General features: G+C 71.6%; 23 protein-coding genes. 13 read left to right on the top strand and 10 right to left on the bottom strand.

All coding sequences use genetic code 11. The features are described from left to right. Positions 1-30 precede the first annotated feature (30 nt). From ACH4VX_RS08590 to ACH4VX_RS08575, 4 genes are all read left to right on the top strand, one after another. Positions 31-975, top strand: a complete 945-nt coding sequence (locus tag ACH4VX_RS08590; protein WP_398366612.1) for an RluA family pseudouridine synthase — start codon at positions 31-33, stop codon at positions 973-975. After that, entirely contained in the window at positions 972-1,463 is a 492-nt protein-coding gene (locus ACH4VX_RS08585; RefSeq protein WP_398366611.1) for a GNAT family N-acetyltransferase, read from the top strand. The genes ACH4VX_RS08590 and ACH4VX_RS08585 overlap by 4 nt, the downstream gene beginning before the upstream one ends. Before the next feature lie 63 nt (positions 1,464-1,526). After that, positions 1,527-3,113, top strand: a complete 1,587-nt coding sequence (locus tag ACH4VX_RS08580) for a Na+/H+ antiporter (RefSeq protein ID WP_398366610.1) — start codon at positions 1,527-1,529, stop codon at positions 3,111-3,113. A 110-nt stretch (positions 3,114-3,223) separates the two neighbouring features. Beyond that, the gene (locus ACH4VX_RS08575) at positions 3,224-3,964 is read left to right on the top strand and encodes an SDR family NAD(P)-dependent oxidoreductase (RefSeq protein ID WP_398366609.1); all 741 of its coding nucleotides are present in this window, start codon (positions 3,224-3,226) and stop codon (positions 3,962-3,964) included. Between the two features lie 7 nt (positions 3,965-3,971). On the opposite strand, the gene ACH4VX_RS08570 is transcribed toward ACH4VX_RS08575, so the two are convergent. Then, on the bottom strand, positions 3,972-5,087 hold the full coding sequence (locus ACH4VX_RS08570) for a mechanosensitive ion channel family protein (RefSeq protein WP_398366608.1): 1,116 nt from the start codon (positions 5,085-5,087) through the stop codon (positions 3,972-3,974). A gap of 107 nt (positions 5,088-5,194) precedes the next feature. On the opposite strand from ACH4VX_RS08570, the gene ACH4VX_RS08565 reads away from it, so the two are divergent. Beyond that, a complete protein-coding gene (locus tag ACH4VX_RS08565; protein WP_398366607.1) occupies positions 5,195-5,770 on the top strand; it encodes a dienelactone hydrolase family protein in 576 nt (191 codons plus the stop codon). Positions 5,771-5,782: 12 nt separating this feature from the next. On the opposite strand, the gene ACH4VX_RS08560 is transcribed toward ACH4VX_RS08565, so the two are convergent. The 4 genes from ACH4VX_RS08560 to ACH4VX_RS08545 form a co-directional block, all read right to left on the bottom strand. Beyond that, positions 5,783-7,468, bottom strand: a complete 1,686-nt coding sequence (locus tag ACH4VX_RS08560) for an alkaline phosphatase D family protein (protein WP_398366606.1) — start codon at positions 7,466-7,468, stop codon at positions 5,783-5,785. Positions 7,469-7,558: 90 nt separating this feature from the next. After that, positions 7,559-8,371 carry a DsbA family protein gene (locus tag ACH4VX_RS08555; RefSeq protein ID WP_398366605.1) on the bottom strand — a complete coding sequence of 271 codons (813 nt, stop codon included), beginning with the start codon at positions 8,369-8,371 and terminating at the stop codon, positions 7,559-7,561. A gap of 94 nt (positions 8,372-8,465) precedes the next feature. Then, entirely contained in the window at positions 8,466-9,167 is a 702-nt protein-coding gene (locus ACH4VX_RS08550) for a hypothetical protein (protein ID WP_398366604.1), read from the bottom strand. A gap of 68 nt (positions 9,168-9,235) precedes the next feature. Beyond that, on the bottom strand, positions 9,236-10,561 hold the full coding sequence (locus ACH4VX_RS08545) for a DUF2252 domain-containing protein (RefSeq protein ID WP_398366603.1): 1,326 nt from the start codon (positions 10,559-10,561) through the stop codon (positions 9,236-9,238). Between the two features lie 205 nt (positions 10,562-10,766). On the opposite strand from ACH4VX_RS08545, the gene dnaE reads away from it, so the two are divergent. Further along, on the top strand, positions 10,767-14,306 hold the full coding sequence (gene dnaE / locus ACH4VX_RS08540) for a DNA polymerase III subunit alpha (protein WP_398366602.1): 3,540 nt from the start codon (positions 10,767-10,769) through the stop codon (positions 14,304-14,306). A gap of 109 nt (positions 14,307-14,415) precedes the next feature. Here the strand turns inward: dnaE and ACH4VX_RS08535 are convergent, their stop codons facing one another. Next, positions 14,416-14,583, bottom strand: coding sequence for a hypothetical protein (locus ACH4VX_RS08535; protein WP_398366601.1), 168 nt, complete (start codon positions 14,581-14,583; stop codon positions 14,416-14,418). Between the two features lie 220 nt (positions 14,584-14,803). On the opposite strand from ACH4VX_RS08535, the gene ACH4VX_RS08530 reads away from it, so the two are divergent. The 4 genes from ACH4VX_RS08530 to ACH4VX_RS08515 all read left to right on the top strand — a co-directional run bounded on the left by ACH4VX_RS08530 (position 14,804) and on the right by ACH4VX_RS08515 (position 18,854). Then, a complete protein-coding gene (locus ACH4VX_RS08530; RefSeq protein ID WP_398366600.1) occupies positions 14,804-16,009 on the top strand; it encodes an NYN domain-containing protein in 1,206 nt (401 codons plus the stop codon). 229 nt (positions 16,010-16,238) lie between these two features. After that, entirely contained in the window at positions 16,239-17,213 is a 975-nt protein-coding gene (locus ACH4VX_RS08525; RefSeq protein WP_398366668.1) for an ABC transporter ATP-binding protein, read from the top strand. Positions 17,214-17,293: 80 nt separating this feature from the next. Continuing rightward, complete coding sequence (locus tag ACH4VX_RS08520) at positions 17,294-18,115, top strand: ABC transporter permease (RefSeq protein WP_398366599.1); 822 nt, start codon at positions 17,294-17,296, stop codon at positions 18,113-18,115. Positions 18,116-18,149: 34 nt separating this feature from the next. Continuing rightward, positions 18,150-18,854, top strand: coding sequence for an AAA family ATPase (locus ACH4VX_RS08515; protein ID WP_398366598.1), 705 nt, complete (start codon positions 18,150-18,152; stop codon positions 18,852-18,854). A 298-nt stretch (positions 18,855-19,152) separates the two neighbouring features. On the opposite strand, the gene ybaK is transcribed toward ACH4VX_RS08515, so the two are convergent. From ybaK to ACH4VX_RS08495, 4 genes are all read right to left on the bottom strand, one after another. Continuing rightward, positions 19,153-19,656, bottom strand: coding sequence for a Cys-tRNA(Pro) deacylase (gene ybaK, locus ACH4VX_RS08510; protein WP_398366597.1), 504 nt, complete (start codon positions 19,654-19,656; stop codon positions 19,153-19,155). A 30-nt stretch (positions 19,657-19,686) separates the two neighbouring features. After that, the gene (locus tag ACH4VX_RS08505; RefSeq protein WP_398366596.1) at positions 19,687-20,427 is read right to left on the bottom strand and encodes an LON peptidase substrate-binding domain-containing protein; all 741 of its coding nucleotides are present in this window, start codon (positions 20,425-20,427) and stop codon (positions 19,687-19,689) included. 11 nt (positions 20,428-20,438) lie between these two features. Next, positions 20,439-21,515, bottom strand: coding sequence for a hypothetical protein (locus ACH4VX_RS08500; protein WP_398366595.1), 1,077 nt, complete (start codon positions 21,513-21,515; stop codon positions 20,439-20,441). A 150-nt stretch (positions 21,516-21,665) separates the two neighbouring features. Then, the gene (locus tag ACH4VX_RS08495) at positions 21,666-23,243 is read right to left on the bottom strand and encodes an oxidoreductase (RefSeq protein WP_398366594.1); all 1,578 of its coding nucleotides are present in this window, start codon (positions 23,241-23,243) and stop codon (positions 21,666-21,668) included. Between the two features lie 193 nt (positions 23,244-23,436). On the opposite strand from ACH4VX_RS08495, the gene hisD reads away from it, so the two are divergent. Genes hisD through hisB form a run of 3 tightly spaced genes read left to right on the top strand, consistent with a single transcriptional unit; the run spans position 23,437 to position 26,458 of the window. Then, on the top strand, positions 23,437-24,762 hold the full coding sequence (gene hisD, locus ACH4VX_RS08490; protein WP_398366593.1) for a histidinol dehydrogenase: 1,326 nt from the start codon (positions 23,437-23,439) through the stop codon (positions 24,760-24,762). Beyond that, positions 24,759-25,868 (top strand): histidinol-phosphate transaminase, encoded by a 1,110-nt coding sequence (locus ACH4VX_RS08485; protein ID WP_398366592.1) that lies wholly within the window; start codon positions 24,759-24,761, stop codon positions 25,866-25,868. Before hisD ends, ACH4VX_RS08485 begins: the two co-directional genes overlap by 4 nt. Continuing rightward, positions 25,865-26,458 (top strand): imidazoleglycerol-phosphate dehydratase HisB, encoded by a 594-nt coding sequence (gene hisB, locus ACH4VX_RS08480; RefSeq protein WP_398366591.1) that lies wholly within the window; start codon positions 25,865-25,867, stop codon positions 26,456-26,458. The genes ACH4VX_RS08485 and hisB overlap by 4 nt, the downstream gene beginning before the upstream one ends. Position 26,459: the final 1 nt, after the last annotated feature.

The following is a 26,459-nucleotide window of genomic DNA, read 5'->3' as shown; positions in this document are numbered from 1 at the left end:
GTTGTCGGACCCGTCCGGCATACTCGACGGGTGAGCACGATTCCCGAGATTCGTACCCTGCCCGTGCCCGACGGCCTGGAGGGCGAGCGCGTCGACGCCGCCATCTCCCGCATGTTCGGCTTCTCCCGTACCAAGGCGGCCGAGCTCGCCGCCGCGGGGAAGGTCACGGTCGACGGGTCGGTGGTCGGTAAGTCCGAGCGGGTCAGCGGCGGCGCCTGGCTCGAGGTGGAGATGCCGCAGGCGCCCGCGCCGGTGCAGGTGGTCGCCGAGCCGGTCGAGGGCATGGAGATCGTGCACGACGACGACGACGTGGTCGTGATCGTCAAGCCGGTCGGCGTCGCCGCCCACCCCTCGCCGGGCTGGACCGGCCCGACCGTGATCGGCGGTCTCGCCGCCGCCGGGTACCGCATCTCGACCTCCGGCGCCGCCGAGCGCCAGGGCATCGTGCACCGCCTCGACGTCGGCACCTCCGGCCTGATGGTCGTCGCCAAGTCGGAGTACGCGTACACGTCGCTGAAGCGCCAGTTCAAGGAGCGCACGGTCGACAAGCGCTACCACACGCTCGTCCAGGGCCACCCCGACCCGACCAGCGGCACCATCGACGCCCCCATCGGCCGCCACCCGCAGCACGACTACAAGTGGGCGGTCACCGCCGAGGGCAAGCCGTCCGTCACGCACTACGACCTCATCGAGGCCTTCCGCGCCGCCTCCCTCCTCGACGTCAAGCTGGAGACCGGCCGCACCCACCAGATCCGCGTCCACATGGCCGCCCACCGGCACCCCTGTGTCGGTGACCTGACCTACGGCGCCGACCCCACGCTCGCCAAGCGGCTCCGGCTGACCCGCCAGTGGCTGCACGCCGTACGCCTCGGCTTCGAGCACCCCGGTGACGGGCAGTGGGCGGAGTTCTCCTGCGACTACCCGGACGACCTGCGGCAGGCGCTGGACCAGGTCCGCGAGGAGACCTACGCATGAGCGCCGCCCACGTGGTCCGGGTGGCGGAGGGGTCCGCCGACCGCGAGGCGTGCTTCGCGGTCCGCAAGGAGGTCTTCGTCGCCGAGCAGGGCGTCCCCGAGGACATCGAGTACGACGCCTACGACGCCGGCGCCGTGCATGTGCTGGCGGTCGGGCAGGACGGCATACCGCTCGGCACCGGACGGCTGCTGTACGGCGAGGCCGCCGCGGCGAAGAACGGCGGCGACCCGGCGGTCGGTTCGCTCGGCCGGCTCGCGGTGACGCGCCGGGCGCGGGGTCTCGGAGTGGGGGCGGCGCTGGTGCGGGCCGTCGAGGAGGCGGCCCGCGCGCGGGGCCTCACCGCCGTGGACCTGCACGCGCAGACGCACGCCCTCGGTTTCTACGAGCGGCTGGGTTACGAGGCCTACGGACCCGAGTTCCCGGACGCGGGAATCCCGCACCGGGCCATGCGGCGCGTTCTGCGGCAAGGGCCGCGAACGGCCGGGTGAGGGCGTCGGCGTGGCAGGGTGGAGACCCGCCCGCCGATCGTCGATCCGCCCGGAGCCGTGACCGTGGATCAGTTGACCCTGCTGTTCGCCCTGCTGCTCGGGGCCGTGGTGAGTGTCCCGGTCGGGGAGCGGCTGGGGCTGCCGGCGCCGGTGCTGATGACGGTTCTCGGGGCGGTACTGGCACTGCTGGAGTTCGTACCGAACGTCGACATCCCGCCCGATCTGATCCTCCCGCTGCTGCTGCCGCCACTGCTCTACGCCGCCGTACGACGGACCTCCTGGCGGCAGTTCGCGGCGAACGTCAGACCGATCCTGCTGCTCGCGGTGGCGCTGGTCTTCGTCACCACTCTGTGTGTGGCCGCCGTCGCCCACGCGATCGTGCCGGGGCTGCCGCTCGCCGCGGCCGTGGCCCTCGGCGCGCTGGTCGCGCCGCCCGACCCGGTCGCGGCGACCGCCGTCGCCGGGAAGCTGGGACTGCCGCGCCGGCTGGTGTCGATCCTGGAGGGCGAGGGGCTCTTCAACGACGTCACGGCGATCGTCCTCTACAACGTGGCGATCGCCGCCGCCGTGAGCGGCAGCTTCTCGGCCTGGGAGGCCGGGCTCGACCTGGTGCTGTCGGCCGTGGTGGCGGTGGCGGTCGGGCTCGCGCTGGGCTGGGGCGCCAACAAGCTGATGGATTTCCTCGGGGACGCGACCCTGCAGATCGGGCTGAGCCTGCTCGTGCCGTACGCCTCCTACGTCGCGGCCGAGGAGCTGCACGGCTCGGGCGTGCTCGCCGTGCTCACCACCGCGCTGTTCCTCGTCGAGTACGCCACCGACGCCGACGACGTCATGACCCGGCTGGCCGGGCACGCCTTCTGGGACATCGTCGACACCCTCGTCACCGGGGTCGCGTTCGGGCTGGTCGGGCTCGAACTGCACAACGCGGTGCGGACCGCGGCCGGCCACTGGGGCGAACTGCTCGCCTGGGCGGCGGTGATCGTGGGTGTGGTCGTCCTGGTGCGGCTGCTGTGGCTGCTGCCGGCGACCTGGCTGACGAAACGGCTGCACGCCGCGCGGGACACCGCCGAGGAGATCCCGGTGAGCTGGCGCGAGACCGTGGTGATGTGGTGGTCCGGGATGCGTGGGGTGGCCTCGGCCGCGCTGGCGCTGGCGATTCCGCTGGAGACCGACGCCGGAGGTGACTTTCCCGGCCGGGGCGAGATCATCTTCATCGCGTTCGGCGTGATCATGGCGACCCTGCTGGTGCAGGGGCTGAGCCTGCCGTGGCTGGTGGGACGGCTGGGAGTGAGCGCCGACACCGGGCGGGAGAAGCAGTTCGAGCACGACCTGGCGGTCCGTGCGGCCAGGGCGGCCAAGCGCAGGCTGCGCGAGATCGAGGAGGCCGAGGAACTGCCGGAGGAGCTGTCCGAGCAGATGCTGCGCAGCGCCTTCGACATCGGGGTGCGGATCAGCCCCGACCTCGCGGACGACGAGCGGCGGGAGGCGCACCGGCAGCGGGCGCGGCGGCTGAAGCGGGTGCGGGCGATTCAGCGGGAGATGCTGAGCGCGGCGCGACACGAGGTGATCGCGGCGCGGAGCGAGTCGGGGGCGGATCCGGCGGTCGTGGACCGGGTGCTGCGCCATCTGGACGTGCGCAGCTTGCGCTGATCCTCGCGAGTTCCCGCACCCGCGCACCGTCCGTCCCGGTCGGTCGGGAAGTGGGCGTTTCTCGTGGGGGGCTGACATCGTCGACGGCTTTTCGTTCGTAGAGTCCTCATATGGCCAGGAATGTTGTGATCAGTGGGGGCGGTACGGGGATCGGGCTCGCCGCCGCACGCGTGTTCGCCGCCGACGGGGACCGGGTGCTGCTGCTCGGGCGGCGCGGGGACGTGCTGGAGCGGGCGAAGGTGCCGGACGCCCTGACGTACGCCGCCGATCTGGCCGATCCCGGGGCCGTGCGGGGTGTCGCCGGCTTCGTGGGGCGGGAGTTCGGCGCGGTGGACGTGCTGATCCACGGCGCCGGAGGCAACGGGCTCCTCGAACCACCGGCCGGCGGCGACGACCCGCTCGACGCCGTCGCCCACTCCTGGACGGTCAACTTCCGGCTCAACCTGCTGACCGCCGCACTGCTCACCGAGGCCCTGCGGGACCGGCTCGCCGAACCCGGCGGGCGTGTGCTGTTCCTCAGTTCCATCGCCGCCCACCGGGGCCACGGACAGGTGGCGTACGCGGCGGCCAAGGCCGGGCTGCACCCGTACGCCCATGACCTCGCCCGGAGACTGGGCCCGCACGGCATCACCGTGAACGTGGTCGCCCCCGGCTACATCGAGGACACCGCCTTCTTCGGCGACGGCATCGACGGGGAACTGCGCGCCCGGCTGGTCGGGGAGACCCTGAACGGGCGCGCCGGAACGCCCGGGGACGTCGCCGCGACCCTGCACTGGCTCGCCTCCCCGGGCGCCGCACACATCACCTCCCAGATCATCCAGGTCAACGGCGGCGCCGAACGGGGTCACTGAGAGCGGGTCAGCGCTCCCTCGGGTGCTGGTGCACGCGGCGGGCCGCCGGTATACCGGCGGGGGATCGGTGGCCGTCGAGGCGGGGCGGCAGCACCGCGTCGGCCGCGTTGACCCGGGGCAGGGCGTAGGGGTGCTCGGCGGCCAGCCAGCTGATCATCTCCTCACGGACCGTGACCCGTACCGTCCAGATGTCGTCGGCATCCTTGGCCGTCGCCAGGGCGCGCACCTCCATGGTGCTGGGGGTGCTGTCCGTCACGGTCAGGTTGAAGGTGCGGCCGTCCCAGGCCGGGCACTCCCGGAGGATGTCGCGGAGCTTGTCGCGCATCGCCTCCAGCGGGGCCGAGTGGTCGAGGTGCCAGAAGACGGTGCCCGTCATCTGCGGTGTCCCGCGCGACCAGTTCTCGAACGGCTGGGACGTGAAGTACGACACCGGCATGGTGATCCGGCGCTCGTCCCAGGTGCGCACGGTCAGGAAGGTCAGCGTGATCTCCTCGACCGTGCCCCACTCGCCGTCCACGACCACCGTGTCGCCGATGCGCACCATGTCGCCGAAGGCGATCTGCAGCCCGGCGAACATGTTGCCCAGCGTGGACTGGGCGGCCACACCGGCGACGATGCCGAGGATTCCGGCCGAGGCCAGCAGCGAGGCCCCGGCCGCGCGCATCGCGGGGAAGGTCAGCAGCATCGCGGCCACCGCCACCACACCGACGATCGCCGACACCACCCGCCGGATCAGCGTCACCTGGGTGCGCACCCGGCGGACCCGGGCGGGGTCGCGCTCACGATGGTTGCTGGCGTACCGCGTGTACGTGGTCTCGACGACCGCGGCCGCGATACGGATCGCCAGCCAGGCGGCCGACCCGATCAGCACCAGGGTCAGGGTCCGGCCGACGCCGGCCTCGTGGTCCTGCAGCAGCTCTGCCTCGTCGTACGACCCTCTCAGCAGGGCCGCGCACAGCACCAGCTGGTAGGGGATCCGGCCACGGCGCAGCAGGCCCCACAGCGGGGTCTCGTGGTGGCGTTCGTCGGCCTTTCGCAGCAGTAGGTCGGTGGCCCAGCCGAGCAGCAGTGTGAGCACGACCGAGCCGCCGACCACGATCAACGGGCGGAGCACGTCATTCATGACCCCGAACCTAACCGTCCCGGGCAGGCATGAACATGTGACTTCGGCGCGATCGCGGGTAGTGCCGCGATCCGGCGTCGTCACACCGGGCTGGCACCATGGACCGCATGAACATCATGCTCTTTCACTCGACCTACGGTCTCCGGCCCGCGGTGCACCGGGCCGCGGACCGGCTGCGCGCGGCCGGACACGAGGTGTGGACGCCCGACCTCTTCGAGGGCCGCACGTTCGACACGGTCGAGGAGGGCATGGCGTACAAGGAGGAGACCGGCAAGGAGGAGCTCCTGAAGCGGGCCGTGCTGGCCGCCGCGCCCTTCTCGGAGCGCGGGCTGGTGTACGCCGGGTTCTCCTTCGGCGCCTCCGTGGCGCAGACGCTGGCGCTGGGCGACGGCAAGGCGCGCGGACTGCTGCTGCTGCACGGTACGTCGGACATCGCGGAGAGCGCCTCGGTGGACGAGCTGCCGGTGCAGCTGCATGTCGCCGAGCCCGACGCGTTCGAGACCGACGACTGGCTCACCGCCTGGTATCTGCGGATGGGCCGGGCCGGGGCCGACGTCGAGGTCTACCGATACGCGGGGGCCGGTCACCTCTACACCGACCCCGACCTGCCGGACTACGACGAGGAGGCCGCCGAGGCCACCTGGCGGGTGGCGCTCGGCTTCCTCGACTCGCTGGAGGACTGAATCAGCGGGGCGTCACACCGGGTCGTGGGTGCGCTCGACCTTCTGCGTGCCGCTGCGGGTGCGGTAGGAGCGGGCCCACTCGGACGTGGCGTCCGCCGCCGTGCGGCTCGACAGCACGTAGTAGTCCATCTGTGCCCGCTCGGCGGTGATGTCCAGTACGCCGTAGCCGTGCCGGTCGGTGTCGACCCAGTGGACGTGCCGGTTGGCGGCCCGGATCAGCGGTGAGGCGAGGGCGGAGACGGTGCCCTCGGGGACCTTGACGATGTCGTCGAGGTTGTCGGAGGTGACCGAGGTGACCACGAACTCGGTGGCGGCCGACGCCGACAACGGATAGGTGCCGGCGTTCACCGGCACGTCGTTGGCCCACGCCATGTGGATGTCGCCGGTGAGGAAGACGGTGTTGCGGACGGCGTTCGCGCGCAGGTGGGCGAGGAGTTCGCGGCGGTCGTCGGTGTAGCCGTCCCACTGGTCGGTGTTGAGGGCGAGCCCCTCCTGCGGCAGGCCCAGCAGCTTCGCGAGCGGCTTCAGGAGGCTCGCCGGAAGGGAACCGAGGGCGAACGGCGAGATCATCACCGAGGTGCCGACCAGCCGCCAGGTGGTGTCGGACGCCGTCAGACCCGCCTTCAGCCAGTCCAGTTGGGCGCGCCCGGTGAGCGTGCGGTCCGGGTCGTCGACCTCGCCGTCGCCCAGGGAGACCTGCGGGGAGCGGAAGGAGCGCAGGTCAAGGAGCGAGAGGTCGGCCAGCTTGCCGAAGCGGAGCCGGCGGTAGGTGGTGCCGGCGATCGCCGGCCGTACCGGCATCCACTCGAAGTAGGCCTGCTTGGCGGCGGCCTGGCGGGCCGCCCAGGTGCCCTCCGCGCCCTCGGTGTGGTTCTCGGCGCCGCCCGACCAGGTGTCGTTGGCGAACTCGTGGTCGTCCCAGATCGCGACGACCGGCGCCTTGGCGTGCAGGGCCTGCAGGTCGGGGTCGGTCTTGTACGTCCCGTGCCGGAGCCGGTAGTCGGCGAGGGTGACGATCTCGTGGGCGGGCGTGTGCGGCCGGACGACCTCGCCGCGGGCGCCGTACTCGCCGGTGCCGTACTCGTAGATGTAGTCGCCCAGGTGCAGCCAGGCGTCCAGGTCGCCGCGGGCCGCGAGGTGGCGGTACGCCGAGAAGTGCCCGGCCTCCCAGTTGGCGCAGGAGACCACACCGAAGCGCAGCCCGGTCACGGCGGCGTCGGCGGCCGGGGCGGTGCGGGTGCGGGCGGCGGGGGAGTCGGTGCCGCCGGCGGAGAAGCGGAACCAGTAGCCGGTGGCCGGCCGCAGGCCGCGGATGTCCGCCTTGACGGTGTGGTCGGAGGCGGCGGTGGCGAGGGTCGAGCCCTTGGCGACGACGTCGGTGAACGCCTTGTCCCGGGCGACGGTCCAGCTCACCTCGGTGTCCGGGCCGAGCCCGGAGCCGGGTATCGCCTCCGGTGTCGGCGTCACCCTGGTCCACAGCAGGACGCCGTCCGGCAGCGGGTCGCCGGAGGCCACGCCGTGCAGGAAGGCGGGCGCCTGCGCGGTGGCGGCCCGCGCGGGCAGGGCGGCGGCGAGCGGTCCGGCCAGCACCGCGGTGGCGGCGGCTGCCCTGACGACCGTACGACGGCGCGGCGCGAGGGAGTTGGGGTCCGCGGTGGCGGAGACGGCGCTCTCGGATGATCTGTGTCGACTGGTCACAGCCGATCAGGTTACTGACAGGTACACGCGAGAGCGGGCGAACTCGCGAAAGTTCGCCCGCTCTTCGGCGCGCCGTCGGCCGACCGGAGTTCAGGCCTTGAGGGCCGCGTCGACCGCCGTGTTGAACTCGTCCACCGTCATGGGCGCGTTCTGGCCGTCGGAGCCGGTGAGCTTCTTGCCGTCCATCATCAGCGTCGGCGTGCCCTGGGCCTCGCTGTCGTCGAACACGTCGGACATCTCCAGCGCCCACCTGTCGTAGGTGCCGTCCTTCACGGCCGACTGGAACTCCTTGTTGTTCTTCAGGGCGTCGACCGTGTCGGCGACCTTGATCAGGTACGCGTCGTCCTTGAACTTGTCGTCCGTCTCCTCGGGGTGGTACTCGGCCGAGTAGAGCGCGCCCTTGTAGGCGAGGAACGCCTCGGGGCTGACGTTCAGCGCGGCGCCCAGGGCGCTCAGGGCGTTCTTGGAGCCCTCGCCGGTCAGGTTGCGGTCGAGGAACGAGGCGCCTATGAAGCGGATCTTGTACTTGCCGTCCTCGACGTCCTTCTCGACGGTCTTGCCGACCGTCTGCTCGAAGGTGGCGCAGACCGGGCAGCGCGGGTCCTCGTACAGTTCGAGGGTCTTCTTCGCGTCGGACTCGCCGATGACGACGGTCGTGCCGTTCTTGCCGCTGCTGTTGGCCGGCTTGACGAGCTTGGCGTCCTTCGCGGACTCCCAGTAGTCGGGCTGGTTGGCCTGGACGACCGCGTAGCCGATGCCGCCGGCCGCGGCCAGCACGCCGACGACCGACAGGGCGACGACGATCTGCCGCCTGACCTTCGCCTTCTTCGCCTGGCGCTCGCGCTCCTCGCGCAGTCGCTCTCGGGCCGCCGACTTCGCCGCCTGGCTGTTCCGCTTGCTCATGGTGATGTCTCCACGGGGGACGCACACGGGTCGTGTGCGGGATACGTATGGGGGACTGCTGGTGCTCAGGGGGTTCGCCGGGGCGGGAAGGGCCTCAGGCGAGGGTGGCGGAGCACGGCGGTCCGCGCCGTCCCAGGGAGTACGCGAGGAGCAGGGTGCGGGCCGTGGCGGCGCGGTGGACCGGGCGGACCGGGCGGAGGACCTCCGGGGTCCGGCGCACGGTCACCGCCGCGGCCGCGAGCAGCAGCGGCCGGAACGTCGTGGCCGCCACCGCGCTCAGCAGCTGGGCCAGCGCCCGCTCACCGCGGCGCAGCCAGGCGGCGGCGAACAGACCGACCCCGATGTGCGCGCCGAGCAGCGCCCAGGCGGTCGCCGGGTCGGCCTGGGCGAGCAGGGCCGCCAGCCGGTCGCCGCCCTCGGCGGCGTGCCCGGTGGCCCGGACGAGCGGGGTGCCCACGCTGGTGCCGTCGCCGCACAGCACGTCGAAGCCGACGGAGCGCAGCGGGCCCGCCACGGGTCCGCCCATCCGGCCGTAGCAGACGTGCTGGCCGGTGGTGAAGACCGTGTCGGCGGCCAGTTCCAGCGGAATCAGCAGGGCGGCGATCCGCCCGAAGGAACGCTCCCGCCCCGCCAGGGCGTACGCCGGCACGAACACGGCGGCGGCGATCGCGGCCACCGTGTTCAACGGCAGCGGAACCCCGGACAGCAGCACGTGCGACGCGGTGCTGAGCGTCACGACGACGGCCGTGAACAGTGCCGCGCGCACGGCTCTGAGCTGGGTTCCGGATATGTCCATGGCGGTGAAGAGTGTGTCACGTGCTCCGGTAAGGGATCCCTAAAGGGTTCCTGTGGACGTCCCGATGGTTACAGTCCCGGAATCCGGCCGTTGCGGAACAGGTCCAGGAAGGTCTGGTGGTCGGCGCGGGCGCGGGCCCCGTAGGCGTGCGCGAAGTCGACCAGGAGGGGGGCCAGGGAGTCCTCGTCGGCGGCGATCGCGGCGTCGATGGCGCGCTCGGTGGAGAACGGCACCAGGGACTCGCCGGAGGTGTCGTCCGCCGCCGCGTGCATCGTCGCCGTGGCCCGGCCGAGGTCGGCGACGACCTGGGCGATCTCCTCCGGCTCGTCGATGTCGCCCCAGTCCAGGTCCACGGCGTACGGCGAGACCTCGGCGACCAGCTGGCCCGCGCCGTCCAGCTCGGTCCAGCCCAGCCACGGGTCGGCGTGCGCCTGGAGGGCGCGCTGGGAGATCACCGTGCGGTGCCCCTCGTGCCGGAAGTAGTCCTGGATCGCCTGGTCCGTGATGTGCCGGGAGACGGCCGGGGTCTGGGCCTGCTTGATGTAGATCACCACGTCGTTCTCCAGGGCGTCGCTGTGACCCTCCAGGAGGATGTTGTACGACGGCAGCCCGGCCGAGCCGATGCCGATGCCCCGGCGGCCCACGACGTCCTTCACGCGGTAGGAGTCCGGGCGGGCCAGGGAGGCGTCCGGCAGCGTCTCCAGATAGCCGTCGAAGGCGGCGAGCACCTTGTAGCGGGTGGCGGCGTCCAGCTCGACCGCGCCGCCGCCGGAGGCGAAGCGGCGCTCGAAGTCGCGGATGTCGGTCATCGAGTCCAGCAGCCCGAACCGGGTCAGCGAGCGGGCGTCGCGCAGCGCGTCGAGCAGCGGCCCCTGGGCGGTGTCCAGCGTGAACGGCGGCACCTCGTCGCTCTTCGCGCCGGTGGCCAGCGCGTGGACCCGCTCCCGGTAGGCGGCCGCGTAGATCGTGACCAGCTCGGTGATCTGCTCGTCGCTGAGCGCCTTCGCGTAGCCGATCAGCGCCACGGAGGCCGCGAAGCGCTTGAGGTCCCAGGTGAAGGGGCCGACGTAGGCCTCGTCGAAATCGTTGACGTTGAAGACCAGGCGGCCGTTCGAATCCATGTACGTACCGAAGTTCTCCGCGTGGAGATCGCCGTGGATCCACACGCGCGAGGTGCGCTCGTCCAGGTACGGTCCGCCCCGCTTCTCGGCGTCGAGATCGTGGTAGAAGAGGCACGCCGTCCCGCGGTAGAAGGCGAACGCCGAGGCCGCCATCTTCCGGAACTTCACCCGGAACGCGGCCGGGTCGGCGGCCAGGAGCTCGCCGAAGGCGGTGTCGAGGACGGCGAGGATCTCCTCACCGCGGTGCTCGTCGTTGAGCTGCGGGACCGACATCGCTTTGTGCCTCCAGATGCGGGATGTTTCGGGACGGCTGGTCCGTCCCCTGCCTAACGTGCGACGGGTCACGGGAGTGCCCGCGCCGCCGCCCGAAGGTACGTCGGGATGCGCTCGTGGTGTCAGTGCCGGGGCATAGACTTCGACGCTGTCCCCCGGACTGTCCGCCCGCCCGTCGCCGAGAGTTCTCCTTGGAGGCCGCACCGTGTCAAAGCCGCCGTTCACGCACCTGCACGTCCACACCCAGTACTCGCTGCTGGACGGTGCCGCGCGGCTGAAGGACATGTTCAACGCCTGCAATGAGATGGGCATGACGCACATCGCCATGTCCGACCACGGCAACCTGCACGGGGCGTACGACTTCTTCCATTCCGCGCAGAAGGCCGGAGTCACCCCGATCATCGGGATCGAGGCGTATGTCGCCCCGGAGTCCCGGCGCAACAAGCGCAAGATCCAGTGGGGTCAGCCGCACCAGAAGCGGGACGACGTCTCCGGCTCCGGCGGGTACACCCACAAGACGATGTGGGCCGTGAACAGTACCGGCCTGCACAACCTCTTCAAGCTCTCCTCCGACGCGTACGCCGAGGGCTGGCTGCAGAAGTGGCCCCGGATGGACAAGGAGACCATCGAGAAGTGGTCGGAGGGCATCGTCGCCTCCACCGGCTGCCCCTCCGGCGAGGTCCAGACCCGGCTGCGCCTCGGTCACTTCGACGAGGCCCTCAAGGCCGCCGCCGACTACCAGGACATCTTCGGCAAGGACCGCTACTTCCTGGAGCTGATGGACCACGGCATCGACATCGAGCACCGGGTCCGCGACGGCCTGCTGGAGATCGGCCGGAAGCTCGGCATCCCTCCGCTGGTCACCAACGACTCGCACTACACGTACGCGCACGAGGCGACCGCCCACGACGCGCTGCTGTGCATCCAGACCGGCAAGAACCTCTCCGACCCCGACCGCTTCAGGTTCGACGGCACCGGCTACTACCTCAAGTCCACCGACGAGATGTACGCCATCGACTCCTCGGACGCCTGGCAGCAGGGCTGCGCCAACACCCGGCTGATCGCCGAGATGGTCGACACCACGGGCATGTTCGTCAAGCGCGACCTGATGCCGAAGTTCGACATCCCCGAGGGCTACACCGAGGTCACCTGGTTCCAGGAGGAGGTCCGCCGCGGCATGGCGCGCCGCTTCCCCGGCGGCGTCCCCGAGGACCGCCAGAAGCAGGCCGAGTACGAGATGGACGTCATCATCCAGATGGGGTTCCCGGGCTACTTCCTCGTGGTCGCCGACTTCATCATGTGGGCCAAGAACCAGGGCATCGCGGTCGGCCCCGGCCGAGGCTCCGCGGCCGGTTCGATCGTGGCGTACGCGATGGGCATCACCGACCTCGACCCGATCCCGCACGGCCTGATCTTCGAGCGGTTCCTCAACCCCGAGCGCGTCTCCATGCCCGACGTCGACATCGACTTCGACGAGCGCAGGCGCGTCGAGGTGATCCGGTACGTGACGGAGAAGTACGGTGCCGACAAGGTCGCCATGATCGGCACGTACGGCAAGATCAAGGCGAAGAACGCCATCAAGGACTCCGCACGCGTGCTGGGCTACCCGTACGCGATGGGCGATCGGCTCACCAAGGCCATGCCCGCCGACGTCCTCGGCAAGGGCATCGACCTCGACGGCATCACCAATCCCTCGCACCCGCGCTACAACGAGGCCGGCGAGATCCGCGGGATGTACGAGAACGAGCCGGACGTGAAGAAGGTCATCGACACCGCCAAGGGTGTCGAGGGCCTCGTGAGGCAGATGGGCGTGCACGCGGCCGGCGTGATCATGTCCAGCGAACCCATCGTCGACCACGCCCCGATCTGGGTGCGGCACACCGACGGCGTGACCATCACACAGTGGGACTACCCCCAGTGCGAGTCGCTCGGCCTGCTGAAGATGGACTTCCTGGGCCTGCGCAACCTCACGATCATGGACGACGCCATCAAGATGGTGAAGGCCAACAAGGGCGTCGACCTGGAGATGCTCGCCCTCCCGCTGGACGACCCCAAGACCTTCGAACTGCTCTGCCGCGGTGACACCCTCGGTGTCTTCCAGTTCGACGGCGGCCCGATGCGCTCGCTGCTCCGCCAGATGCAGCCCGACAACTTCGAGGACATCTCCGCCGTCTCGGCCCTCTACCGGCCGGGCCCGATGGGCATGAACTCGCACATCAACTACGCGGAGCGCAAGAACGGCCGCCAGGAGATCACACCGATCCACAAGGAACTGGAGGAGCCGCTCCAGGAGGTGCTGTCGGTCACCTACGGCCTGATCGTCTACCAGGAGCAGGTGCAGAAGGCCGCCCAGATCATCGCGGGCTACTCGCTCGGCGAGGCCGACATCCTCCGCCGCGTGATGGGCAAGAAGAAGCCCGACGAACTGGCGAAGAACTTCGTCCTCTTCCAGGAGGGCGCCCGCAAGAACGGCTACAGCGACGAGGCGATCCAGGCCCTGTGGGACGTGCTGGTCCCCTTCGCCGGCTACGCGTTCAACAAGGCCCACTCCGCCGCGTACGGGCTGGTGTCGTACTGGACCGGGTACCTCAAGGCGAACTACCCGGCCGAGTACATGGCTGCGCTGCTCACCTCCGTCAAGGACGACAAGGACAAGTCGGCCGTCTACCTCAACGAGTGCCGCCGGATGGGCATCAAGGTGCTCCCGCCGAACGTCAACGAGTCGGTGCACAACTTCGCCGCCCAGGGTGACGAGGTGATCCTCTTCGGCCTGGAGGCCGTGCGGAACGTCGGTACGAACGTGGTCGAGTCGATCATCAAGAGCCGCAAGGCCAAGGGGAAGTACGCCTCCTTCCCCGACTACCTCGACAAGGTCGAGGCGGTCGCGTGCAACAAGCGCACCACGGAGTCACTGATCAAGGCCGGTGCCTTCGACACCCTGGGGCACACCCGCAAGGGCCTCACCGCGCAGTACGAACCGATGATCGACAACGTGGTCGCGGTCAAGCGCAAGGAGGCCGAGGGGCAGTTCGACCTCTTCGGCGGCATGGGCGAGGAGGAGACCAGCGAGCCCGGCTTCGGCCTCGACGTCACCTTCACCGACGACGAGTGGGACAAGACGTATCTGCTCGCCCAGGAGCGCGAGATGCTCGGGCTCTATGTCTCCGACCACCCGCTGTTCGGCCTGGAGCACGTGCTGTCCGACAAGGCCGACGCGGGCATCGCCCAGCTCACCGGCGGCGACTTCGGCGACGGCGCGGTGGTCACCATCGGCGGCATCATCTCGGGCCTGCAGCGCAAGATGACCAAGCAGGGCAACGCCTGGGCGATCGCCACCGTGGAGGACCTCGCGGGCTCCCTCGAGTGCATGTTCTTCCCGGCGACGTACCAGCTCGTCTCGACGCAACTCGTCGAGGACGCCGTGGTGTTCGTCAAGGGCCGGCTCGACAAGCGCGAGGACGTGCCGCGCCTCGTCGCGATGGAGCTGATGGTTCCCGACCTGTCCAACGCCGGCACCAACGCGCCCGTGGTGCTCACCATCCCGGCCACCCGCGTGACTCCGCCGATGGTCAGCAGGCTCGGTGAGATCCTCACCCACCACAGGGGTGACAGTGAGGTCCGCATCAAGCTCCAGGGGCCGACGAAGACGACGGTGCTGCGCCTGGACCGACACCGGGTGAAGCCGGACCCGGCCCTGTTCGGTGATCTGAAGGTCCTCCTCGGACCGTCCTGCCTGGCGGGCTGAGAACGCTCGTCCGGCGCGCGTGAGGGGCGCACCCTGTGCCGGGTGCGCCCCTCTTCCTGCACGTGGAGCTTCATGCGCGCCCGGGCCGCAACGGCCCGTCACGCGGATGTCAGTTGTGGCCGAAGCGCTTCTGCCGGCCCTTGCCCCGGCCGACCTCGCCGGGCATCACCTGTGTGGTGCGCTGCTCGTCCGGGGTCTCCATCGTGGACGGCTGTACCGCCCGCTGGGCGCGTTCGGCCTGCGGCTGCTTACGGTCACGGTTCTTGTTCTTGGCCATGGTGGTGCCTCCTGTGGGGGACTAGGGGCCAGGGCCGGGACCAGATTCACATAGCCCGATAACGGGCGCATGTTGGACAATTACCGTGTGTGACCGGCGTGATCGGGGAGGAAGTGTGGAAACGCCACGCCGAAGATCGAGTTCGGGCCGTTAACCCCGGCGTGGTCGGGCAGACTCGAAGCAAGCCCGAAGCAAACCTCCCGGAAAGAGGGTGGATCGCGTGGACCGCTGCATCGTCCTGGTGGACGCCGGGTATCTGCTGGGGGCCGCCGCCAGTCTCCTCGCCGGGGAGCCTTCGCGTTCCCGCATCACCGTCGACCACGCGGCCCTCATCCAGGGGCTGCGGGAACGCGCCGAGTCCGACACGCGTCAGCCGCTGCTGCGCATCTACTGGTTCGACGGCGCCCCCGACCGTGTCCCGCAGCCCGAGCACCGCAGGCTGCGCGTGATGCCCCGGGTCACCGTCCGGCTCGGGGCGCTGACCCGCAGCGACGGCCGCTGGGCGCAGAAGGGCGTCGACGCCGCGATGCACGCCGAGCTGACCGAGCTGGCCCGCAACCGCGCCTGTTCCGACATCGTCCTGGTCACCGGGGACGGCGACCTGCTGCCCGGCATGATGGCCGCCAAGGAACACGGCGTCGCCGTGCACCTGTGGGCCGTGCAGGCCGCCGACGGCGACTACAACCAGTCCGAGGACCTGGTCGCCGAGGCCGACGAGCGCCGGGTGCTGGACCGGGCGTGGATCACCCGGGCCGTACGGGCCAAGGAGTACACCGGGGCGTGCGCCCCGCCGCCCGTGCCGCGGTCCGAGATCGCCGCGATCCTCTCCGCCCCGCTGCCGGAGTCCGCGCCCGGCGCGACGGCCGAGCGGACCGTCCAGGAGGCGCAGCACCCGGCCGCCGAGCACAACGGCACCGCCGAGCGGGCGTCCACGGTCAAGGGCGTACCCACTCCCAAGGACCTGGCCGCGCTGCGCGGCCCCGGTCCGCACCCGCCCCAGCAGCCCGCCTCCGCCACCCTGCGCTGGTCCTCCGACAAGGGCTGGGTCGACCGGCCGGCCGTCGAGCCGCCGGACGCGGCCTCCATGCCGACGCTCGCCCAGCTGACCACGGCGGAACAGCGGTGGGCCGACCGTGAGGAGGACATCACCACCGTCGGTGGTGACCCCTTCGAGGTGGGGCAGGTCTTCGCCCGGCGCTGGGTGGAGCGGCTCGGCGACCTGAGCCACATCGAGAAGCTGTCCGCCATGTACCCCCGTATTCCGCACCGCGTCGACGGTGAGCTGCTGCGCTACGCGGCCCGCTTCGGTCTGCTCGCGCACAAGGACGACCAGATCGACGAGCGCGATCGTTACGCCATCCGGGCGGGTTTCTGGCGCGAACTGGACCTTCGTACCGGTACGGAACGGGCTCCCGCCGGGGAATGAGCGGGCGGTGCGTCGCCCCCGCGTCCTGGTTCGAGGGGTCCGCCCCCGTGCCCCCGCCAGGGGCTCCGGGCCTGTGTCCACCCGCCACCGGTCCCGGTGGCGGGTGGGTGGTTGGGGTGGGTTTGCGGGTGGTGGGGCGACCCGAGGGCGGGACGGGGTGGTCGACCCCGTAGGCTCGTTCCTTGTGAGTACGCGCGCGGTACAGGGATTCCGGCACGGTGGTGATGTCGTGTGTGCGGTGCGCGGGCTGACCAAGACCTATCCGGCGGTGCGCGGCCGGCGCGGGGTTCCCGCGACGCCCGAGGTCCGGGCCACCGACGACGTGGAGCTCGACATCCGGCGCGGTGAGATCTTCGGGCTGCTCGGGCCGAACGGCGCCGGCAAGTCCACCCTCGTACGCCAGATGACCGGGCTGATGCGGCCCGACCGCGGCAGCGTCGAGATCCTCGGCCACGACATCGTGCGCCACCCCGAGCGCGCCGCGCGCATCCTCGCCTACCTCGGCCAGGAGTCCAGCGCCCTCGACGAACTGACCGTGTCCCTCGCCGCCGAGACCACCGGACGGCTGCGCGGGCTCGACGTGCGGCGGGCGCGGACCGAGCGGGACGACGTCCTGGACGAACTGGGGCTCACCCCGATCGCCGGGCGCCCGCTGAAGAAGCTGTCCGGCGGCCAGCGCCGACTGGCCTGCTTCGCCGCCGCGCTGGTGGGGGAGCGGTCACTCCTCGTGCTGGACGAGCCCACCACCGGCATGGACCCGGTGGCCCGGCGCTCCGTGTGGTCCGCCGTCGACCGGCGCCGCGCCGAGCGCGGCACCACCGTGCTGCTGGTCACCCACAACGTCATCGAGGCCGAGACCGTCCTCGACCGGGTCGCCGTCCTCGACCGGGGCCGGGTCATCGCCTGCGACAGCCCGACCGGCCTCAAGGAGCGGGTCGCCGGCGAGGTCCGGGTCGATCTGGTGTGGCGCGAGGCGGCACCCCTGCACGTGCCCGAGGTCGCCGCACTGCGGGACCGGGTCGCCGAGTCGGGCCGCCGCTGGACCCTGCGCCTCGCGCCCGAGGAGGCCCGTACGGTCGTCGCCACCGTCACCGGCGGGGCCGCCTTCGCCGCGCTGGACGACTTCACGCTGACCACACCCAGCCTGGAGGACGTCTACCTGGCGCTGGGCGGCGCCGTACGACAGGGACTGGTGAAGGCGTGAGCACACGGGCCGCGACATCCGTACGGAACAGGGCCGCAGTGGTTTCGGGCGAACCTCCGAACGAAGGGGAGCAGCACGACGTGAGTGTCGTACCCGCCGATGTCGTGCCGGGCGGCGCCCTGGCCGTGGAGGAGGCCGCGCCGGAACCGGCCGGACTCGGCCCCCGGGCGCGGCTGTGGCCGTCGCTGGCGGCCGTGTACCGGGCCCAGCTGTCCCGGGCCCGGGTCGCGCGGATACCGCTGCTGTTCGTGGCAACCTTCCAGTCGGTCGGGATCATGATCCTGATGCGCGGGGTCGTGGACGGCGGCGGCGAGGCGCAGGCCGTGGTCGCCGGCTCGGCGGTCCTGGTCGTCGCCTTCGTCGCGCTGAACCTGCTCGCCCAGTACTTCGGGCAGCTGCGGGCCAGCGGCGGACTCGACCACTACGCGACGCTCCCGGTGCCGCCGGCGGCGGTGGTGCTGGGTGCGGCGGGCGCGTACGCCTCGTTCACCGTGCCGGGAACCGTGGTGACCGCCGTCTTCGGGTGTGTGCTGTTCGGGCTGCCGCTGGCGAATCTGTGGGTGCTGGCCGCCGTGATCCCGCTCGCCGGGGCCGCGCTCGCCGGACTCGGCGCGGCGCTCGGCCTGCTCGCGCCCCGCGCGGAGGTGGCCACACTGCTGGGCCAGCTCGGCATGTCGGCCGCGCTGCTGCTCGGTGTGCTGCCGGCGGAGCGGATGCCGGAGGCGCTGCGTCTGGCCCGGGACCTGCTGCCGTCGACGTACGGCGTCGAGGCCCTCGCACGGACCTTCGGACCGCATCCCGACTGGGCGCGTGTGCTCGGTGACCTCGCCGTGTGCGGCGGTGTCGGCGTGCTCTCGCTGGCCGTCGCGACCTGGGCGTACCGCAGGGCAGCCGTCCGGTGACGCGCCGCACAGCCGGGCCTGGCACGATGGCGGGGTGAGCGCACCTCTGACACCACCACCGCCGCCGCACGAGCGTTCCGCGCGGGACGTGTGGCAGCCGCCGTCCGACGGGCAGGCGGCCGCCATGACTCCGCACGCGGGCAGGACCGGGCACGCCGAGTATCCACGGCACGGCTGGTGGCACGAACAGGACGGCCCCGGGATGAAGGCGGAGATACGTGAGGCCGCCGTGACCGCGGTGGCGGTGGCGCTCGGCGGAGCGCTGCTCGGGGTGCTGTGGTGGTGGCTGGCGCCGCGCGTGCCGCTGGTGGGCGACGTGGTCGGTGGCAGCTGGGTCGTGTACCTCAAGGACTCCGAGGGTGAGCAGGGCATCGGGGTGGACGGGACGTTCTCGCTGCTCGCGCTGGGGTTCGGTGCGGTGAGCGCGCTCGCCGTGTTCCTGGTGCGGCGGCGCGGGGGTGTGCCGTTGGTGGTGGCACTGGCGGTCGGTGGGCTGCTGGGGTCGGTGCTGGCCTGGCGGCTCGGGGTGTGGCTGGGGCCGGCGTCGGATGTGATCGCCCAGGCGAGGAGCGTGGGCAAGGGAGTCACGTTCGACGCGCCGTTGAAGCTGAGTGCGAAGGGTGCGCTGCTGGCGTGGCCGTTCGCGGCGCTGGTTCTGCATCTGGGGTTGACGGGGCTGTTCGGGCCTCGGGATCCGGAGCAGTTCCCTGCGGGGACGTACGAGGTGCCGGGCGCGTAGGCCGCGGGTCGCGGGTGTTGCTGCTGGGCGGGGGCGGGCCGCGCGGCCCGGCGCTCGCGGGGTGCCTCCCTCACTCTCGGCCGCGCTCGAGCGGGAGGTACCCCCCCACCGCCCACCGGTCGCGGGGACGGGGCTCGGCTGTTCGTGGGGGTGGCGGCACGATTGCTCGTGGGGACGGTGGCTCGTGCTCGTGGGGACGGTGGCTCGGCCGGCCGCGGGGACGGCGGCACGATGGCTCATGGATACGGTGGCTCGGCCGTTTGCGGGTACGGGGGCACGGTTGTTCGAGGTGGTGGGGTTACGGGCGGCCGATGGGGGCCAGGGTTGCCGAGGTCAGGGCGGTCAGGTCGGTCGGGGAGAGTTCGACTTCCAGGCCGCGGCGGCCCGCCGAGACGCAGATCGTCTCGTGCCGGGCGGCCGAGTCGTCCAGGACCGTGGGGAGTTTCCTGCGCTGGCCCAGGGGCGAGATGCCGCCGCGGACGTAGCCCGTGGTGCGTTCCGCCAGCGCCGGATCGGCCATGGCGGCCCGCTTGCCGCCGGCCGCCGCCGCGAGGGCCTTCAGGTCCAGCTGCCCCGCCACCGGCACCACCGCCACCGTCAGCGCGCCGTCGACGTCCGCCACCAGCGTCTTGAAGACCCGGTCCGGCGAGACCCCCATCGCCTCGGCCGCCTCCTCGCCGTACGACGGGTGGGAGGGGTCGTGCTCGTAGGAGTGCACCGTGAACCGCACCCCCGCCGCGGTGAGCGCCACCGTCGCGGGCGTGCCCCCCGACTGCTGCTGCTTCTTGGACTTCTTCGCCATCCCCGCCTGCACCCCGGTTGAGTTCGTACGTCAGTTGAGACTCGTCGGACCGCGCGTCAGCTCCGCGGCCGGCAACGACGGCAGATGACGGATGACGGCCGTCTCCGCGCGCAGCAGTTTCAGCTCGTCACGGAGCCGGGACGCGGTGTCCGGCGCCTGGAGCAGCCGCTGCTTCGTCGGCGTGTCCAGCATCATCGCGGCGGCGACCAGATAGGAGACGACACCCGGCTCGTCCGGCAGGTCCGCGCCGGTCGTCAGCGACCGCTCCCGCGCCCCCGCCAGCCGCTTCTGGTACTGGCGGAAGGACCGCAGTACCCCCTCGGCCAGCGCCCCCGCCCCGTCGCCGGGATCCTCGGCCAGCGGTTCCGCCTCGGCCGTCAGATACGGCCCCGAGGCGTCGACGGAGAGCAGCCGCACCCGGGTCGTGCCGGTCGCCAGCACCTCGAAGGTGCCGTCGGCCCGCTCCCGGATCGTCGCCGCGTCGGCGACACAGGCCACCTTGTGCAGGGCGCGCAGCGGGTCGGTGCCGAAGCCCGCCGTCGGGCCCCGGTCGGGCACGGCCGTCGGATCGGGCAGGCCGGGCGAGCTCGGCGCCACCTCGTGCCCGTCGCGGATCGCCACGACGGCGAACCGGCGCGGCTCGTCCTCCGGGGTCTTCAGCAGCTCGCGCATCATGGCGCGATAGCGCTCCTCGAAGACGTTGAGCGGAAGCACGAGCCCCGGGAACAGCACCGTGTTCAGGGGGAAGAGCGGGATCCGGACGGTCGTCACGAGCCAAGAGCCTAATGGTCGCCGAGGCGGAGTCGACCGCCCTGTTCACTCCTCGGTCGGTCGAGGACCGGTACCGGGGAGCCGGACCACGGCTCGGGACGGCCGGAAGCGACCGCCACGCGCACGCTCCGACGGACCTCCAGGAACCGGCCGAGCGGATCGTCCGCGTCCCGGTCCCAGGGGAAGGACGTGGCGTACGGGCCGGTCAGCCGCAGCTGCTCCAGCGCGTCCCGCCGGCGATCCAGCCGGACCAGGACGTACGTCAGCAGATTGCGCAGCTCGGCCGGCCAGGACTGGTCCGCCGGCAGCCGGGCGGACAGGGCGGCGGCGCGGTCGGCCGCCGCCTCGAGCCGTTCGCGCGGTACTTCGGGACCGCAGCGGTCGGTCAGATAGCCGAACGCCGCCCGCAGTGGCAGCGCCTGGGTGAGCGAGTCCTCCGGCGAGTCCTGTGCGGCCAGGTCCGCGAAGGTGAAGCACTCGAGGTGCGAACCGTGCCAGGAGGAGGCCAGATAGCGCAGGGCCGCCACATGGCAGCCGTGGTGGTGCGGGGCCCGCCGGACCGCAGCCTCCCACAGCTCCTCGAAGTACGTGTGCCCGGCGCGCGCGCCGCGGGCGTGGTCCAGGGCGAGCCGCCAGGGCACCGGATCACGGTTGTCCGCCCGGGCGGCGGCCGTGATCAGCGGGCTCACCTCGCGCAGCAGCTCGGCCCGGGCCGGTGAGTCCCAGGCGCGGTCCACCGCCCGCTGGGCGTCGACCAGCAGCCCGTCGGGGTCGCGCGGATCGGTGGCGCGCCAGGTGTCCAGCCACCCGGGGCGCGAGCGCGCGAAGGCGGCCAGCCGCCGCACATACCGGTCGCGGTGCTCCCAGGCGCCGGTGCGCCGGGTGACGGCGAGCAGTTCGGCGACGGGCGTGTGGTCGCCGCCCGCGGCCCCGACCAGTGCCGGGCCCAGCAGATCGTCGGGTGCGTCGAGCAGCACCTCGTCGTCGGCGGGCAACACGACGGGGACGGGGGGCGTGGCGCCCGTCGTCTTTCCTCGCACCCAGGATGTACGGGTGAACGCGTGCAGCAGAGCCATGGTGTCGACCATTGAAAGACCGCAGGTCACAGCGGCGCCAGAGGCGACACGGAAGTCGTGGAAGGTTGTACGGGGTTCGGTCAAGGCCCGGCAAAAAGCAGAGCGCTTTTCACCTTGTGCGAGCCTCTCGCGCCCCCCGGACACGAGTGGTCGCGGAGGTCGCTACATACGCCGCAGGGTCCGCGTCGCCCCCGCCGCCACCGTCGTCGCCAGGATCCAGCCCAGCAGGATGAACGCGGCCGACAGCCACTGCCAGCCGCCGCGCAGCTGCCAGAAGCCGACCTGGCCGAGGTCGATCACCGGCAGCAGCAGGTCCAGGGTGAACAGGGGCGGGTTCCACGCGGGATGCTCACCGCTCTTGAGGGGCGGGTGATCGGCACGGGCGAAGGCCAGCGAACCGACCGCCCACACCACCGCCATCCACACCGCGGCCCGGCCCGGACGGTATCCGTAGGCGACCGTCCAGTCCTGCGCGTAACCCCACAGCTTGGCCGCCATCGGCAGGCTCTCGCGGCGCCGGCGCTGCTTGGCGAGCAGCACCTCCCGGGCGTCCTCGTCCTCCCCGCCCTCCCGCAGCACGGCGGCCAGCCGCTCGTACGGCTCCGGGTTGTACTCGGCGCTCGCCGCGTCCACCCAGCGCAGCCGCAGCGCCAGCGGGAACGGCCCGCGCGGCACCAGGTTCTCGTAGGCGAAGCCGCCCATGTGCAGCCGGCCGGGGCCGGGCCAGCTGTCCGCCCGGTCCATCAGGTTGACCACCTTCGCCCCCGACAGCACGACCCTGCCGCGCACCGGCCGCTCCCCGAGGAAGCGCAGCTCCGGCGTCTGCACCCGGCGCAGCGACAGCTCCTGCTCGTCGGTGAAGGTGAACCGGGCCCCCTCGAAGTCGACCGCGTCCCCGAACCGCCCGTCGTCGAGGCGCACCCCGCCCTGGCACTCGAAGCGCTGGATCCGCGTCCCGCGCGCCGGTGTCATTCCGCTGCGTGCCTGGGCGCCCACCCCCGCCGGGGTCAGATACAGCGAGCGCTCCACGGTCAGCTGCGGCGCGTTCAGCGCGAGCCGGGTGTACGGGTTGACCAGCCGGGCCCCGCGCAGGCTCAGCGACACGCCGATCGTCGCGCTGCGCAGACTCAGCTCGCCGTGCGACTCCAGCATCTCCGCCTGCAGGTCCTGGCCCACTTTCATACCGTCGGCGGCTATCGAGCGGCCACTGCGGTCCCGGTGCACGATCGCCTGGTTGAGCAGCAGATCCGTACCGATCCGCGCGTCGGTCAGCCGTACGCCGCCCAGGAACCGGCAGCGCGGCAGATGCAGGTCGCCCTCGGTGTGCAGCCGGGCCGCCTCCAGACGCGGTATCGAGCAGTCCACCATCCGCACGGTCGTGAAGCGGGCCTCCGGCAGCAGCACGTCCCGCTCGAAACGGCAGGCCCGCATCTCCAGGTACGGCACCACCGTGCCGCCCGCGAGGTCCAGCACGCCGCTGATCTGCACGCCGACCAGCTTCAGCGACGAGACCCGGCCGGCCAGGGCGGGCGGCCCGTCCAGCAGCAGCCAGCACACGACACGCGCCCGCACCGTCCGCCCGGGGCCCCACGGATGTCCTCCGTGGGGATCGTCGACGACCGTGTCCCCGCTGCTCAGGTCGTACACGCTGCCGTTGCGGAAGGCCTGCCACATCCCGGCCTCCGTGGCGGTCAGGTCCTCCGGCGGCTCTGCGCCGCCCGGTCCCACCCCCTCGGTCACGGCACTCCCCTCCTCCTCACCTACTCGCCGGTTCGTTCCTTCGTACAACCGTTCATGCCCGGCGAGGTGACGTGTTGAACACGGAAAGTGAAGAGGATCTCCGGAATGTGCGCGGACCGTCACCGGGGAGGTGTCGTATCAGCCATTGGAACGGGCGGACGGCTCGCTGTGCGGGTCTGAGAGAATTGAGCACGTGATCTCTCGTATCGATCTGCGCGGCGACGCCCTCCCTGAGGGCCCCGCCCTGCGCGACCTGCTGCCCCGAGCCGACTTCGACGTCGCGGCCGCCCTGGAGAAGGTGCGGCCCATCTGCGAGGACGTGCATCATCGGGGCGACGCGGCGCTGATCGACTTCGCCGAGCGCTTCGACGGCGTGAAGCTGGATCAGGTACGGGTCCCGGCCGCCGCCATCGAGCGCGCGCTGGAGGAGCTGGACCCGGCCGTGCGCGCGGCCCTGGAGGAGTCCATCCGGCGCACCCAGCTCGTCCACCGGGCGCAGCGCCGCACCACCCACACCACCCAGGTCGTGCCCGGCGGCACGGTCACCGAGAAGTGGGTGCCGGTCGACCGCGTGGGGCTGTACGCGCCGGGCGGCCGGGCCGTCTACCCGTCCTCCGTGATCATGAACGTCGTGCCCGCCCAGGAGGCCGGCGTCCCGTCCCTCGCGCTCGCCTCCCCGGCCCAGGCCGACTTCGGCGGCCTGCCGCACCCCACCATCCTCGCCGCCTGCGCCCTGCTCGGCGTCGACGAGGTCTACGCGGCCGGCGGCGCCACCGCCGTCGCGATGTTCGCCCACGGCACCGAGTCCTGCCCGCCCGCCCCCATGGTCACCGGCCCCGGCAACATCTGGGTCGCCGCAGCCAAGCGCTACTTCACCGGGAGGATCGGCATCGACGCCGAGGCCGGCCCGACCGAGATCGCGATCCTCGCGGACTCCACGGCCGACCCGGTGCACGTGGCCTCCGACCTGATCAGCCAGGCCGAGCACGACCCACTGGCCGCCGCCGTCCTCGTCACCGACTCCGCGGAGCTCGCGGACGCGGTGGAGAAGGAACTGGAGTCGCAGGTCAAGGCCAGCAAGCACATCGACGACCGGATCGTCCCGGCCCTGTCCGGCCGCCAGTCCGCGATCGTCCTGGTCGACGGTCTCGACGAGGGCCTGCGGGTCGTCGACGCCTACGGTGCCGAACACCTGGAGATCCAGACCGCCGACGCCGCCGCGCTCGCCGGCCGGGTGCGCAACGCGGGTGCGGTCTTCGTCGGCCCCTGGTCCCCGGTCTCCCTCGGCGACTACGCGGCCGGCTCCAACCACGTGCTGCCCACCGGCGGCTGCGCCTGCCACTCCTCGGGCCTGTCCGTCCAGTCCTTCCTGCGCGGCATCCACATCGTCGACTACACGCGGGACGCGCTGGCCGAGGTCGCGCACCACGTGGTCACACTGGCGGAGGCGGAGGACCTGCCCGCGCACGGTGCGGCGATCAAGGCAAGGTTCGGCTGGAAGGTGCCTGAGAGCAAGTGAGCTTCGGAATCGACGACCTCCCCGTACGGGACGAGCTGCGCGGCAAGTCCCCCTACGGCGCGCCCCAGTTGGACGTCCCCGTACGGCTGAACACCAACGAGAACCCCTACCCGCTGCCCGAGCCGCTGGTGGAGCGGATCACCGAGCGGGTCCGCGAGGCCGCCCGGCACCTCAACCGCTACCCCGACCGGGACGCGGTCGAACTGCGCACCAGGCTGGCCGAATACCTGACGAAGACGGCCGGACACCCGGTCGCCGTCGAGAACGTGTGGGCCGCCAACGGCTCCAACGAGGTCATCCAGCAGCTGCTGCAGACCTTCGGCGGACCGGGCCGCACCGCCATCGGCTTCGAACCGTCGTACTCGATGCACGGCCTCATCTCGCGCGGCACCGGCACCGGCTGGATCTCCGGGCCGCGCAACGAGGACTTCACGATCGACCTCGCCGCCGCCGAGAAGGCCGTCGCCGAGCACCGGCCCGACGTCGTCTTCGTCACCACCCCCAACAACCCCACCGGCAGCGCGGTCCCGCCCGAGACGGTCCTCGCGCTGTACGAGGCCGCCCAGGCGGCCAAGCCGTCGATGGTGGTCGTCGACGAGGCGTACATCGAGTTCAGCCACGGCGACTCGCTGCTCCGGCTGCTCGACGGACGCCCGAACCTGGTCGTCTCCCGCACCATGTCGAAGGCGTTCGGCGCGGCGGGCCTGCGCCTCGGCTACCTCGCCGCGCACCCGGCGGTCGTCGACGCCGTCCAGCTGGTCCGGCTGCCGTACCACCTCTCGGCGATCACCCAGGCGACCGCGCTGGCCGCACTGGAGCACACCGACACGCTGCTCGGCTACGTCGAGCAGCTCAAGGCCGAGCGCGACCGGCTGGTCGCCGAACTGCGCGCCCTCGGCTACCGGGTGACCGAGTCCGACGCGAACTTCGTCCAGTTCGGACGGTTCGCCGACTCCCACACCGTCTGGCGGAAGATCCTCGACCGGGGCGTCCTGGTCCGGGACAACGGCGTACCGGGATGGCTGCGGGTCACCGCGGGCACCCCGGCCGAGAACGACGCGTTCCTCGACGCGGTACGTGAGATCAAGAAGGAGCAGAGCGCATGAGCCGCGTAGGACGCGTGGAACGCACCACCAAGGAGACGTCCGTCCTCGTCGAGATCGACCTCGACGGCACCGGAAGGACCGAGATCTCCACCGGGGTCGGCTTCTACGACCACATGCTCGACCAGCTCGGCCGGCACGGTCTGTTCGACCTGACCGTGAAGACCGAGGGCGACCTGCACATCGACTCCCACCACACCATCGAGGACACCGCCCTCGCGCTCGGCGCCGCCTTCAAGCAGGCGCTCGGCGACAAGGTGGGCATCTACCGCTTCGGCAACTGCACGGTCCCGCTGGACGAGTCCCTCGCCCAGGTCACCGTCGACCTGTCCGGCCGCCCCTACCTCGTGCACACCGAGCCCGAGAAGATGGCGCCGATGATCGGCGAGTACGACGTGACGATGACCCGGCACATCCTGGAGTCCTTCGTTGCCCAGGCCCAGATCGCGCTGCACGTGCACGTGCCCTACGGGCGCAACGCGCACCACATCGTGGAGTGCCAGTTCAAGGCCCTGGCCCGCGCCCTGCGCTACGCCTGTGAGCGCGACCCCCGCGCGGCCGGCATCCTGCCCTCCACGAAGGGTGCGCTGTAAG

It is taken from the genome of Streptomyces sp. NPDC020731 (genome assembly GCF_044334705.1).
GTDB lineage: Bacteria > Actinomycetota > Actinomycetes > Streptomycetales > Streptomycetaceae > Streptomyces.
This window is presented reverse-complemented; position numbering and strand designations above follow the sequence as displayed.